At 45.2% G+C, this 14,030-nt stretch carries 11 protein-coding genes; 2 read left to right on the top strand and 9 right to left on the bottom strand.

Going from position 1 to position 14,030, the window contains the following annotated elements; translation table 11 throughout:
* Positions 1-53: 53 nt before the first annotated feature.
* From NFI80_RS21750 to NFI80_RS21725, 6 genes are all read right to left on the bottom strand, one after another.
* Positions 54-953: a nucleotidyltransferase family protein gene (locus NFI80_RS21750; protein WP_235166318.1), complete on the bottom strand. Its 900-nt coding sequence runs from the start codon at positions 951-953 to the stop codon at positions 54-56.
* A gap of 125 nt (positions 954-1,078) precedes the next feature.
* Positions 1,079-1,405 (bottom strand): HesB/IscA family protein, encoded by a 327-nt coding sequence (locus NFI80_RS21745; protein WP_233797485.1) that lies wholly within the window; start codon positions 1,403-1,405, stop codon positions 1,079-1,081.
* A gap of 121 nt (positions 1,406-1,526) precedes the next feature.
* Complete coding sequence (locus NFI80_RS21740) at positions 1,527-2,456, bottom strand: homoserine kinase (protein WP_235160510.1); 930 nt, start codon at positions 2,454-2,456, stop codon at positions 1,527-1,529.
* The gene (locus tag NFI80_RS21735) at positions 2,453-2,845 is read right to left on the bottom strand and encodes a HEPN domain-containing protein (RefSeq protein WP_235166317.1); all 393 of its coding nucleotides are present in this window, start codon (positions 2,843-2,845) and stop codon (positions 2,453-2,455) included. The genes NFI80_RS21740 and NFI80_RS21735 overlap by 4 nt, the downstream gene beginning before the upstream one ends.
* 85 nt (positions 2,846-2,930) lie before the next feature.
* Positions 2,931-5,387 (bottom strand): bifunctional aspartate kinase/homoserine dehydrogenase I, encoded by a 2,457-nt coding sequence (gene thrA, locus NFI80_RS21730; protein ID WP_235160513.1) that lies wholly within the window; start codon positions 5,385-5,387, stop codon positions 2,931-2,933.
* 94 nt (positions 5,388-5,481) lie between these two features.
* Complete coding sequence (locus NFI80_RS21725) at positions 5,482-6,222, bottom strand: hypothetical protein (protein ID WP_233797490.1); 741 nt, start codon at positions 6,220-6,222, stop codon at positions 5,482-5,484.
* A 212-nt stretch (positions 6,223-6,434) separates the two neighbouring features.
* On the opposite strand from NFI80_RS21725, the gene NFI80_RS21720 reads away from it, so the two are divergent.
* The gene (locus tag NFI80_RS21720; protein ID WP_233797491.1) at positions 6,435-6,689 is read left to right on the top strand and encodes a YrdB family protein; all 255 of its coding nucleotides are present in this window, start codon (positions 6,435-6,437) and stop codon (positions 6,687-6,689) included.
* Position 6,690: 1 nt separating this feature from the next.
* Here the strand turns inward: NFI80_RS21720 and NFI80_RS21715 are convergent, their stop codons facing one another.
* Positions 6,691-9,657: an FAD-binding and (Fe-S)-binding domain-containing protein gene (locus NFI80_RS21715; RefSeq protein WP_235166316.1), complete on the bottom strand. Its 2,967-nt coding sequence runs from the start codon at positions 9,655-9,657 to the stop codon at positions 6,691-6,693.
* A gap of 123 nt (positions 9,658-9,780) precedes the next feature.
* On the opposite strand from NFI80_RS21715, the gene NFI80_RS21710 reads away from it, so the two are divergent.
* On the top strand, positions 9,781-11,238 hold the full coding sequence (locus NFI80_RS21710; RefSeq protein WP_235160515.1) for a thioredoxin domain-containing protein: 1,458 nt from the start codon (positions 9,781-9,783) through the stop codon (positions 11,236-11,238).
* A 745-nt stretch (positions 11,239-11,983) separates the two neighbouring features.
* On the opposite strand, the gene NFI80_RS21705 is transcribed toward NFI80_RS21710, so the two are convergent.
* A complete protein-coding gene (locus tag NFI80_RS21705; RefSeq protein ID WP_235160516.1) occupies positions 11,984-13,246 on the bottom strand; it encodes a sensor histidine kinase in 1,263 nt (420 codons plus the stop codon).
* The gene (locus NFI80_RS21700) at positions 13,243-13,920 is read right to left on the bottom strand and encodes a response regulator transcription factor (protein ID WP_233797495.1); all 678 of its coding nucleotides are present in this window, start codon (positions 13,918-13,920) and stop codon (positions 13,243-13,245) included. Before NFI80_RS21700 ends, NFI80_RS21705 begins: the two co-directional genes overlap by 4 nt.
* Between the last annotated feature and the right edge of the window lie 110 nt (positions 13,921-14,030).

The raw sequence follows: 14,030 nt of genomic DNA, 5'->3' as shown, positions 1-14,030 counted from the left end.
CAAAAAAGGAGCCGTTTTTGAGACGACTCCTTTCATTATTCAATGATCTACTTTTACTCCCAAAGCTTCTCCGGATAAACCCCTGCCTCATGCAGCGCATTCAGCGAAGCCTGAACCGTTGGCTTGTCTTCCGGGTAAGTTACTCCAAACCAGTCGGAGGCGATGCGGAAGACGCGGCAGTCGCCCAAGCCGTTTTTGATGATGTGCGTCATGACGGTTGGGATGTAAAATTCAGCTTTTGGCGTGTTAATATTCTCCCTTGCGTAGGTTTCAAATAAGTCTTTCGTGATTGGAAACATGCCGGGTTTGAAACCCCAGAAGTTCATGGAAACGGGGGTTTCCGGCGCCACTTCTGTTTTGATGTCATTTTCTTCGAAATAGATTTTTCCGCCTTCTTCGAAAATTTTGGTGCGTTCCACAACCGATTCGAGGTTATGATCGGCTCGTTCCACGCAAATGCCGCGGGAAACGGTGCCGTTTTCTGATAATGTGCGTTTCAGCTCGTAACCGATCATCGCGTGCTGCTTATCATTGGTGTCGTTGGTCAGGAAATCGGACATGGTGGCGAAAGCGTCGCGACCATAAAAATCATCTGCATTGATTACTGCAAAGGGTGTTTCGGTCTGCGGCCAGGCGCACAATGTGGCATGCCCGGTTCCCCATGGCTTTACACGTTCCACCGTTCCCAAATCCTCAGGAACATAGGACTGAATGCCTTGAATGGCGAAGTCGTAATCAATTTTACCTTTCAGTTTCGGCGCAAAAATCGCTTCTGCACTGTCTTTAATTTCCTGACGAACGATAAAAACTACTTTACCAAAACCGCTGCGAATCGCGTCGTATAGTGAATAATCGATGATTGTCTCCCCATTTGGGCCAAACTGGTCTAGCTGCTTGATGCCTCCGTAACGACTACCGATGCCGGCAGCTAAAATCAAAAGAGTTGGTTTCATTCAAATTGTTTTAATGTGTATGTCTGCTACTTGAAGCGGCAAATTAAGGCCATTCAGGACTATAAAAAAAACGCGTCCGAGGATTTCAGAACGCGTTTGAAAAATAAAATATTTTAAGAATATCGTTAAACTGCAAAGCTTTCACCGCACCCGCAAGTACGGGTTGCATTGGGGTTTACAAATTGAAAGCCTTTACCATTTAAGCCATCCGAGAAATCAAGTATCGTTCCGGCCAGGTAAAGAATGCTCTTTTTATCAACAATAATTTTGACCCCTTTATCCTCAAAAACCATGTCCGTAGGCTTCGTTTCAGAGTTAAACTCCAAATTATAAGTCAAGCCCGAACAGCCGCCTCCCAGCACACCAACGCGGATCTGGTAATCCTCAATATGTCCGTCCGCATTGCGGAGTTCAACAATTTTATCTTTGGCGCTATCACTTACAGTAACCATGCTATTTCTAAGTTTTGTATTCGTAAATATTTAACGTCTGAAACAAATAATAAAGTTCACCAGTCCGTTAGAGTTCTTTCCATTTTTCGCAATGTGCCTCTCATCCGATTTTCGGAAAGCATTATAATATGGATGCACCGTTTTTATTGATGGCAGAAACATGCATACTGGCTTCAATTCCGGCGTCCGCAAATTTCAGTTGCATAGCCCGACCTGCACTTTCCGCATTAGCCTTTCCCTTGCTCAATGCAAACATAGAGGGCCCTGAGCCCGAAATGCTGCATCCCAATGCTCCGTTTGCAATGGCTGCTTTCTTAACTTCGTTAAATTCAGGGATCAAAATGGACCTTACCGGCTCAATGATAACGTCAACCATGGACCTGCCGATCAACTCATAATCTGATTTCATCAAACCCGCCACCAGTCCGGCAACATTGCCCATTTGAGCAATCGTGTTTTTGAGCGACACTTCGCTGCGCAGGATAAAGCGCGCATCTTTTGTATTAATCTCAATATCAGGGTGAACCAATGTACAATACAAATCATCCGGCACAGGAATCGTAAAGATATCCAACGGATTGTAGCTCCTGATCACCACAAAACCACCCAAAAGCGACGGTCCAACATTATCTGCATGCGCCGATCCCGAAGCGATTTTTTCACCTTCCATTGCAAAAGGCAGTAATTCCTGACGGGTCAGCGGGTTACCCAGCAGCTCGTTCATCGCAACAACTCCTGCCACTGCACTCGCCGCGCTGGAACCCATTCCGCTTCCTAGTGGCATATTTTTATTTAAAATAACTTCTGCGCCGAAGTCTTTGATGCCCAAATGCTTCAATAAATGCAACATAACAACGGTCACTGCATTTTTTTCAGCATTACGCGGCAACCGGCCTTCATCTCCTGTAATTTCTGTTATAACAACGCCAGGCTCGTCCCGTTTTTTAATCTCCACCACATCTCCCGGCGCCTCAATAGCAAACCCGAAGATATCAAAACCACACGCAACATTAGCCACCGTAGCCGGCGCAAAAGCTTTTATTGAATTCACTTTAAATGGTTGTTTTGCTTTAAGTATTGGACGATGCTATGAACAAAATATTCAGCTTCGTTAAAGGAATTAATGGCAGTTTGTTCAGGCGTCTCATCATACTCGTGATCAGCTCGCTGACTTTTTCTAAATGTTTTTTTCAAAATCACACCAAGCTCCTGAGGTAATTCGCCAGTAAGTATTAACTCTCGGTGAAAAGCGTTATGTACTTTTTGGCGTGACTTATTTCGAATGTTTTTAATAAAAAGCAGTGCTTGAATACTATGATACATTGTAAAATACGCTCGATTTATAACGAAATCCAATTGTCTTTTTTCAAGCATCTGCTGTGCAACTGTTAAACATTCGAGTGCCTTTGCTACGATGTCATCAATAATTATTTTTTTCATTTTGCTCCATTTGTTGATTCATAAATGATCGATAATGGAACGTGAGCACTTGAACTATAATCAGATATGCTTATTGCAAGACCCGCTAACCCAAATAACTACTAATACTCATGATATCCGCGAAGACGCCGGAGGCGGTAACTTCGGCGCCGGCCCCGGGGCCTTTGATGACGAGTGGGCGGTCTTTGTAACGTTCTGTCGTGAAGGAAACGATGTTGTCGCTTCCGGATAATGTATAAAACGGATGCTGGGCGTCGACAGTTTTAAGCTCAATGCTGGCTTTTCCATTTTCAAGCGTGGCAATGTAACGCAGCTTTTCATGCTTAGCTTCCGCTTCTGCCTGCATGCTTGCGAAGAAACCGTCAGAAATTTCAAGCTCCTGGAAAAAAGCATCAACTGTGGGCGCATTCAGGCAGTTTCCTGGCAAAATGGCTTTGATCGTAATTTCCTCGGCTTCCAAAGGCACACCTACTTCACGTGCAAGAATCAATATTTTGCGGCCTACATCGGCTCCGCTCAAATCCTCCCGCGGATCGGGTTCTGTAAAACCTTTCACCTTGGCTTCACGCACCACATCTGCAAAACGAATCCCGGGACCGAAATTGTTGAAAATGTAAGATAACGTTCCCGAAAGGATTGCTTCAATTTTGAGAAATTTATCACCGCTCGCCATTAATCCCTGAATGGTGTTAATGATCGGCAGACCGGCACCTACATTGGTCTCATACAGGAACTTAACCCCGCGCTGCAATGCGGTCCGCTGTAACGAAACGTATTCTGAGTAAGTGCCGGAATTGGCAACCTTATTAGGCGTTACCACAGAAATGCTGGCATCCAGCAACATATGATAATACTGCACAATGTCCTTATCCGAAGTGCAATCCACAAAAACGCTGTTGGGCAAGTTGAGCTCGATCATGCGCTGCACGAATGCTGGCAGGCTCGTTTTCACACCCTCATCCATTACGCGGTCACGCCAGTTTTCCGGGCTGATGCCGTCGGGATCGAGGAGCATTTTTTTGGTGTTGGTCAAACCTGCGATGTTGAGGTTCAGCAGCTTTTCTTCTCTTAAATAGGTTGTCTGATTCTTGATCTGGTTCAGTAACGTGCCTCCAATCAGGCCCATTCCTACAATAAACAGGTTGAGCGAGCGCGTTTCAGATTGAAAAAACACGCCGTGGATGGCATTAAGCGCCTTGGAAAGGTCACTTTTGGCAATTACCACAGATATATTAAGCTCGGAAGAACCCTGCGCCGTGGCCACAACATTAATCCCATTTTTGCCCAAAACAGAAAACAGCTTACCGGAAACACCCGTGCTTTTTTTCATTCCTTCACCCACGATCGCGATGATAGAAAGGCTTTTTTCAATGGCAATGCTGTCAATATGGCCCAAGGCGATCTCCGTAGCAAATTCTTTTTCAAGAACTTCCGTCGCGCGCTGGGCATTTTTTGGATCAATAGAGAAACAGATCGAATGTTCGGACGAAGCTTGTGAAATCAGGATAACGCTGATCGCATTGTTGGAAAGTGCGGTGAATAGCCGGCCGGAAATCCCTGCCACGCCAATCATCCCGCTTCCCTGAATGTTCACCAAAGCGATCTCATCAATGGAAGAAATCCCGGTTATCGCATAATCTTTCCCATTAGCGGCTTTTTGCACGTAAGTCCCTTCAAAATCAACATTGAATGTGTTGAGCACTTTCAATGTGATATTCTTGGCAAATGCAGGCTGCAGACTCGGGGGATAGATCACTTTCGCGCCAAAGTGGGAAAGCTCCATCGCTTCCGAATAAGAAATGGAAGGGATTGTAAATGCATTGGCAACCTTACGCGGATCGGCGGTCATCATACCGTCAACGTCTGTCCATATTTCAATGGAATCGGCATCCAATGCTGCGGCAATAATGGAGGCTGTATAATCGGAACCTCCGCGGCCTAATGTGGTTGTTACGCCTTCTGCTGTGGAAGCAATGAAGCCCGTAACACATTGTAAAGCAGCTGCTTTGGCAAAATATTCGAGGATCTGGCGGTTTGTGATCTCAAAGTTCACATCGCCCATTCCGTAAGTTGCATTGGTATGAATAATCTGCCTGGCGTCGCAGAATTCGGCGGTTACGCCTTTGCTTTTCAGGATTTCGGTAATAACCAGTGTGGATAGACGTTCGCCAAAGCTCATGATCAGGTCCAGCGTTCGCTCTGAAAGCTCCTTGATCCAGGAAACGCCCCTTAATATGTCTTCCAGTTCGTTAAAAAGCCCTCTTACCGCGGCAAATGTGCTGCTTTGGTTCTTTACCGGAATCAGGCCGCGCACAACTGCAAAGTGCCTTTCCTCAACCACTTTCAGGAATTCCATGTACTCAGGATTTCCCGCAGCAGCCATTTTACCGATCTCGATCAACCGGTTGGTAACACCGCCCATGGCAGAAAAAACGACCGCAATACGCTCCCCTTCCGCCAGGTTTTTTTCAAGGATACTGATTACTGTTTTAATGCTGTCTACCGAACCGACAGAGGTGCCGCCAAATTTAAGAACCTTCATTTAAAGCTATATTCGAATACGCAGATGATCAATAGTTCGCTGCCACCGGGTTTGAACCGATGCAAATATAACAATTCAGATATACGTTAGCGATTTAAAACGCTATCCCAAATCCAGCTCCTACATTCACGACGCCTATAAAGCGTTTTTCACTCACCTTTTCAGAAAAATCAAATGAACCGCGAACAGCGCGAATGGTAACATCATTGATCTCTGCCTCTGCGCCGATCACATCCGCATTGAGCTGAAAAAACAACGCTCCCGACAACGGCAGTCGTAAGCTTGCACCGCCGGCAAGCCCGAAAGCAGTAGTTGATGCTTTTTTGAGATTAACCGTAATAGGCTCGCCACCGGTTTCCGATGTCCCTATCAAATCGACGGTTGGAGAATTTGCCCAGATTTTACCCGCTTGTGCATGCAGTTCAAGCTGCACCCTATTCATGTTAATGTACAATGCCGGACCGATCATTAATGCATTCAGCTTCCAGTTTGACACATTACTTTGCCAGGTATATCGCTCATTCAGGAATTGTGCATAGCTATTGGCTTTGTCCAAAATCGGCTGAGAATTTGTCTTATTAATGTTCATGCTTCCCGAAGCTCGCAACCCGATCCATCGTGCGACCCGGAAATCATAATTAGCCTGTCCAAAAATGCCGGAACCTGTCAATCCTGCAAATGGATCGTCCAGTTTTTCGCGGGCCAATTCCCCAACCGGTAAGCTATATCCCCCCGAAACTGAGAAAAAACTGCGGGTGTCCTGCGCCCGGCTTTCGATGTTACATAATAGGAAAAGTACAATCAGGGCAGGAAGGTAACTGAGGGAAATTTTCATAAATCAGGCTGAGTATTGTAATAAGTTCTTTGTCGAAGTTTCTATTTTTCATCTAAACTAACATCAAACATACCAGTTTTATTACATTTTTAACGAATGACTTTGTTTGGGGAAATTTTATCAACACAATGTTATATAAATGGCTGTAAAATCCATTTTACGCGGGTTGGTACAACTTTGGTACTAACATTTTCAAACTAAATCATTGAACCATGGACAGGCGAGAAACTGATGACCAAGCCAGAGCTACGAAGAATACCAAGAATGTTTGGAAGTGGATATTAGGTGTGGGTATTGTATTAATGGCAATTGCATTTTGGGGTGGATTTTTCAACCACAACGAAAATTTTACCGAAGCTGAAACACCATCGGAGCAAGGCTCTGGCGCCACAGGAGCAGCGGGAGCAGCTGCGGCTGATAGCGTAGCATCGGATACAATCATGGAAAATGTTCGTAAGACGGAGTAAGTCACTTATCGATAAGTGCATCCCATAAAATTTCGGCAGGATGTTGTGAACGACGTCCTGTTCCGTCTTTTATCTGATGCCTGCAGCTGGTTCCGGCAGCGGCCACCAACACATCTTCGGGCTGCTGGCGTACTGTCGGAAACAACACCAGCTCTCCTATCTGCATGGAAACGGCATAATGTTCCTCTTCATAACCGAAAGACCCGGCCATGCCGCAACACCCCGAGGGAATGAGCTGAACATGATAATTTTCGGGAAGTGATAGCGCTTTTTTAGACGCAGATAATGTGGATAAAGCTTTTTGATGACAATGCCCGTGCAACTTAATCAGTTGCTTTTTTTGTGTAAATACACTTTTATTAATTCTTTTCGCGTCTATTTCGCGGGCAATGAATTCTTCAAAAAGCAATGCATGCTCGGAAATTCTGACAGCATCCACTCGCTGTTCTGCAGGAACAAGATCGATATATTCATCACGAAATGAGAGAATTGCGGACGGTTCGATGCCGATCAGCGGTGTATCGTAAGTGATGAGATCTTTAAGGTAAGCCACATTTTTAATGGCCAGTTGTTGGGCTTCTTTTACAAATCCTTTTGACAAATAGGAACGGCCGGATTCCTCATGCTTTGGAATAAAGACTTCATAACCAATTCTTTCCAGCAACTTAACGGCTTTCTTGCCAACCTCAACATCATTATAATTCGTAAACTCATCACAAAACAAATAGACCTTCCGGGCATTTGAATGTTCTGGTTTTTGTCTTTTTTTCCACCACTTTTCCAATGTCTCCGAATGCAGATGCGGCATGGAACGATCCGGGTGAAAACCGACCATTTTATTAGCTATTTTCCGAAGTGAAGTTGTGCCAAAAACACCATTAAAAGCCCAGGGAGCGATAGAAGCCAGCTTCATCTGTTTAGAGAAATTTGCGATCAGCTTGCTCCGCATAGGAACCCCATGCGTTTCATAATATTGCTGCGTAAATTCCGCCTTCATCTTGCCCACATCCACACTGGAAGGACATTCCGACTTACAGCCTTTGCACGAAAGACAAAGATCCAGCACTTCTTTCACCATTTCCTGGGTAGCGGCGATTGGTGCGCTGCCTGTTTGCTTTTGGCTAACCGGCGTTAAATATTGTCTGAGAATGTTCGCGCGTGCCCGTGTGGTGTCCCGCTCCCGGCGCGTGGCCATGTAACTCGGGCACATGGTTCCGCCCGTAAGCTCTGTTTTTCTGCAATCCCCTGATCCACTGCACTTTTCAGCCAGACGGAGCATTCCTTCCTGTTTGGAAAAATCAAAAATTGTTTTGATTTCGGGCTGCGGTTTGTCCTGCTCATAGCGCAGGAATTCATTCATAGGCGGCGTATCGACGATTTTATTTGCATTAAAAATCCCATCAGGATCCCAGATGCGTTTTACCTGCCGGAACATTTCATAAACTTCACTGCCCATCATATAAGGAATAAATTCACCCCTTAACCGGCCATCGCCATGCTCGCCCGACAGCGAACCATTGTATTTTTTGACCAATGCAGCCGTATCCGCCAGCACTTGCCTGAAAAGCTGCTTACCCGCTTCGGTTTTGAGGTTGATCATCGGCTCCACGTGCAATTCGCCAGCACCGGCATGCGCATAATATGAAGCGTGCAGACCGTGATTTTGTAAAAGGATTTCCAACTCGGCAATGTATTCAGGCAAATCCTCCACCGCCACGGCACAATCTTCGATGAGGTTAACGGGCTGTGTATCACCCGGCAAATTCCGGATTAACCCCAAACCTGCCTTTCTGATGTCCCAGGCCTTGTTTGCCTCTTCTCCAAACAAAAGCGGATAGGCATAACCCAGGTTTTCTGCCTTCAAGGCAGTAATCAGATTTGCCGCTTGCAGCTCAACCTCCTGAATATTATTTCCCCAGAATTCAACCAGCAACAATGCCGCCGGATCACCCTGCATGAAGAACCTGTTTTGGGAATAAACCGTGTGATCTTTGGTAAAGTCCATGATGTAGCGGTCCACAAGCTCGGAAGCTTTTGGATCAAATTGCATAGCAACGCGGTTTGCATGCAGTGATTCAGCCAGCGAGTTGGCATGCACGCAAACCACACCGACAGACGCGGGCGGCGCATCTACCAAAGCTAGTTTCGCCTCGGTAACAAAGCACAATGTCCCTTCCGAGCCTGCAATCAGATTGCAGAGATTTATTTCATTTTTTTCAAAACCCCTTACCAATGCATCCAGCGCATAGCCTGAATTTCTGCGTGTTACGGTTGGTTTGGCAAATTGTTTTTTGATCAACTCCTGATCCACCGGATTCGAAACCAATCCCATCATGCCAGCCAGAATGGACTGCTCTCTTTTGCTATTGGCCTTTTTACCTATAACCGTGTTTGTAAATTCCGAAACAGACTGGTTATTAAATGTCGTTTCCGAACCATCCGACAGCAATACTTTTACTTCCAGCAAATGATCCCGCGTAGCGCCCCAGGTGATCGAATGCAAGCCGCAGGAATTATTCCCGATCATTCCCCCGATCATAGCGCGGCTCGCCGTAGAAGTTTCCGGCCCGAAAAGCAGGCCGTATTGGGCTAAATGCTTGTTCAGATCATCCCGGATCACGCCTGGCTGCACGCGAACCCACTTTTCGGCCACATTAACCTCGATGATTTTTCCAAAATGCTTTGAAATGTCAACCACAATCCCGCTTCCCACTACCTGCCCCGCCAGCGATGTGCCGGCAGCACGCGGAATGAGTGTCACTTTATTTTTGGCAGCGAATTCAATTAGTCTGCGAATATCTTCCACCGTTCGCGGGAGCGACACTGCGAGAGGCATTTCCTGATAAACGGAAGCGTCCGTTGCATAGATGGACTTTTGAGCCGCATGCAATGTTGAGTTATCAAAATAAAGCTCCCCTTCAAAGCGGGAACGGAGGTCATTGAATTGTAGGATTGAAACGCGGCTCATTCGGAGAATCAGGAATTAAGAGGCTAAGTTAAAAGAAGTACGGGGCAAATGCCGCACGATCTTACGTATATTGGCACACTTTTTACACTTGAAAAGTGACCTCAAAATCTTATTATACACAAAATGAAAAAAGTAACGCTACTGATACTATTATTTACCAGCGTATTGGTAAAAGCCCAAAATACTGCAACTATAACGCTCACTAACCCAAAACAAGCTCCTGTAACCGTAACTTTGGTTCAGGAAGATGTTCACTTCCACCCCAATCTGGGCATAGGCCTTGCCGATGTAAAACTGGAACCCGTCGCCTCCACTGATTTTAAAGACAAAACAACCGAAAAAGCCGTCATTCAATTGCCGGAGCCACGTATGATGCGCCTGCAATATGGCGGTGGAAGCATTAACAAAACCTGGATGCTATTCATCCAGCCAGGCGATGACCTTACCATTGCATTCGCCGATAACGGAGATGTGACTTTCTCCGGAAAGAACGCTAATTATCAGACTTTTCTGAAAAATTATTTCCTTGAAAACCAATTCCAGTATTTGCCGGTATTTGGCTACAAACCGTCGCAGATTGAGAATAAAAGTGTAGTACAACAAAGCGACAGCCTGGAAAAAGCACGCCTGGATGGTTTTGCGAAATTTAAAGCGGCAAATCCTGTTGTGCCTGGTTTTGAGGCTTATGTGTTGGCTACCACGGCTACAGAGCCATCTTTAATGAGACGCTTGATCCAGGAAAAGATCATGCGCGGCAACCGGGTCATGAAGTTGGACGATGCGCAACGCAAAGAGCTCGAAGAAGTTACGTTGGCCGATTTCAAAATCATGTCAGACGAAGCATTGCTAAGCCAGTCGTATCGCGATGAACTGCGCAACTGGGCTTTGATCCCGTCTACAAGGAAATTCCCGCTGGCGTCTGAATCAAGATATGAAATCAGCCCGGAAGCATTGAAAGATGTTTATGCTTTTAGTAAGGAAAAACTAGCAGCCTATCCGAAACAGAAAGAATATCTGCTCACATACTGGCTAAATTACGCCGCCACGGCTATTCCGGGCATTGAAACCAGCAAAGCACTTTTGGAAGATTACAAAACAACATTCCCGCAATCCCCGAATGCCGAATATATAGCGAAGCTGATTGCAACAAAAGAAACATTGCAGCCCGGCGCAGCATTGGCAGATATTACATTGCTGAATGTGGATAGCACGGCTGTAACGGTTTCGTCACTTACCGGAAAGCCCGTATGCATGGTATTTTCGTTCAGTATAGGCCAGCACGAGCCAGGTATGAAGGCGTTGGAAGATAAGTTGGGCGATAAAGCAACATTCGTTTATGTATCCGTCGCTCCCGGCATTCCGTTCGGCACCTGGAAGCAATATGCAAAGGACAGGCCGAATGCAAAGCATTTTTGGGCTTCGGATGAGAACATTGAAATTTTGAAGGAGAAATATGCGATTGATATCCGCTATCCTTTCCTGGTTACGGATGCATCCGGAAAAATCGTAAACCGCTGGATCCCGCAGGAATTTCCTGACAATAAAATGTTGACAGCTGAACTGGAAAAAGCATCCAGGTAACAGGAACAGTTAAAGCAAAAAAATAGGACGTATCAGCGAATCCCGGAGGGATGAAACATCGGTAGCAAAGAAAATAGGCCATCAGCGAATCCCAGAGGGATGAGATATCGGCAGCAAAAAAATGGCGGTCAGCAAATCCCGGAGGGATAAAATATCGGTAGCATAAAAAAATGGCCATATCAGCGAATCCCAGAGGGATAAAATATCGGTAGCATAAAATAGGGCGTCAGCGAATCCCAGAGGGATGAAATATCGGTAGCAAAGAAAAATGGCCACATTTGCGAATCCCAGAGGGATAAAATATCGGTAGCACCATAAGGTCAATCCAAGATAAAAATCCCGGAGGGATGAAACAATGTGTAGGCTGTTTCATCCCTCCGGGATTTTTCGTCATTAATGATCATTTTTTTGCTACCAAGATGTCATCCCTCCGGGATTTTCCGTCATTAATGATCATTTTTTTGCTACCGATATGTCATCCCTCCGGGATTTTCCTTCATTAATGATCATTGTTTTGCTACCGATATGTCATCCCTCTGGGGTTTTTCGTCATTAATGATCATTTTTTTGCTACCGATATGTCATCCCTCCGGGATTTTCCTTCATTAATGATCATTTTTTTGCTACCAATATTTTATCCCTCTGGATTCGCTGACGGCTATTTTTTTTGCCGATATGTTATCCATTCGGGATTTGCTGACCGCCATTTCTTTTGCTGCCGATATGCTATCCATCCGGGATTTCTTTATTGGGATTCTATGCGGATTTTGTGGATTGATTCTTGATTTTGATAGGTGACTTTTAAATTATAATTATCACAAATCTGCTTCACGATTGCCAAGCCCAATCCCACCGATTCGCTGCCGGAGGATTCCTTTTTGAAGCGGTCAAACAAGCTTTCAGGGTCAGTTTTTAATGCATTACCGGTGTTGCTTACCTGCAAATGATGGTTTCCGGATCTGATCTCTAATGTTCCGTTCACGTAATTATGGCGGATAGCATTGTTGATCAGGTTAACGATCATGATTTCTGCCAATGCGGGAGACATTAATGTGATAAATTCTCCCTCAGCATCAATATCCACGCGGAGTTGTTTATGTGAAATGATGTCTTCAAAATCGCCGAGTTTCGCTTTTAGCAAATCGGTCAGATTGGTGTTTTCCTGCTCTGTAAACTGCTGATTTTCAATCTTTGCTAATAATAGCAAGCCTTGATTAATCCGGGAAATTCTGCGGGAAGCGTGATAAATCTCTTCAATCCAGTAAGTATGATCTTTGTCCAGATCACCCGTTTGGATAAACTGCTCCACGCGTGCATTAATAAGCGCGAGCGGCGTTTGCATCTCGTGGGACGCATTCTCGGTAAATTCTTTGAGGCTCTTGTAATCGTGCTGCATTTTGGAGGCCATTTTTACCATCACATCTTCCAGCTCATTGAACTCCGTAATTTCACTTTTCGGAAGCTCCAACTTTTTACTTTTGGTCCAATCAAAATCCTTAATGTTGGCCAGCGATTCGTAAAACGGTTGCCAGATTTTTCCCGAAAGCCGTCGCTGGAAAAAGAACATTCCTACCATCAGCACGCCCAGAAAAGCAATCATAATCGCCGAAATAGCCTCAATAAGCTTGTAAGACTGGATCATCGACTTCCTGATCACAACCCGGTGCGGCTCACCGTCTATGGAGGCGTAGAAAGTCAGCTGCCTAAACGGATCAAGGGTTCCTTCATATCGGTTCAGAATCAATGTGTCTTTAAAAATCACCTCGTCAGAAATGCTGCCGCGCGTGGGGCTGACTTCGATTTTATTTTCTACAAAATACGCATCCTCCAACCACTCGTCGTGCTCCTCCACATAAGCCTCAAAATCGCGTTTCTCAACTTTGAGCCGATTTTCCACCTCGTCGTAAATCATATATTTGATACTCCAGAAAAACGCGATGCCCACCGCAATGTAGATAGCCAGCGATGCGAAAAGGTAAATTCTACTTGTTTTCTGAAGTAATTTCAAGGTGCTGTGAATTTATAACCGATGCCGTAAATGGACTGAATGTAGTCCTTCCCTCCCCTTTCCAAAATCTTTTTCCGGAGGTTTTTGATGTGCGAATAAACCATATCCAGCGAATCATAGGAATCCATATGATCACCCCAGAGATGTTCTGCGATGGATTCTTTGGTCAGGGCCACGTCCGTATTAGCCAAAAAATACAGCAAAAGGTCGTATTCTTTTTTAGACAAAATCGCCTCCTTTTCCCCAATAAAAACCTTTCTGGATTGTAGCTGCACGCGGATTTCTTTCCAGATCATATCATTGTTCCCGCCAAAACTCCGCCTCCTGATCAGCGATTTAACCCTAGCATTCAATTCAGAAAGGTGGAATGGCTTGGTCATGTAATCGTCCGAGCCGATTTCCAGCCCTTTGATCTTGTCTTCCAGCGTGTTACGAGCCGATATAATGATAATGCCGGTGGCTGCTGCTATCTTTTTTAGTGTTTGCACAATGTCAAAGCCGTCGCCGTCGGGCAATGTCAGGTCTACAATCGTGCAATCATATTGGTACAAACTGATTTTCTCATCGGCTTGCCAGAATGTATTGGCCACTTCACAAATAAATCCTTCGCGCGTCAAGTATTCAACAATGCTTTCCGCCAGGCCCTTTTCATCTTCTACTACTAATACTTTCATGGATCGGCTGTAAGATAACGGACAAAGGTAAAATGCGATTCTGGAAAAATTTAGGAGATAATATTTTGTCCTCAAATGGCTTAAAACAGCCATTTCTCCCAAATGTTTCC

The organism is Dyadobacter chenhuakuii, from assembly GCF_023821985.2.
Lineage (GTDB): Bacteria > Bacteroidota > Bacteroidia > Cytophagales > Spirosomataceae > Dyadobacter > Dyadobacter chenhuakuii.
The sequence above is the reverse complement of the archived record's forward strand: the minus strand, read 5'-3'. Positions and strand labels throughout refer to the sequence as shown.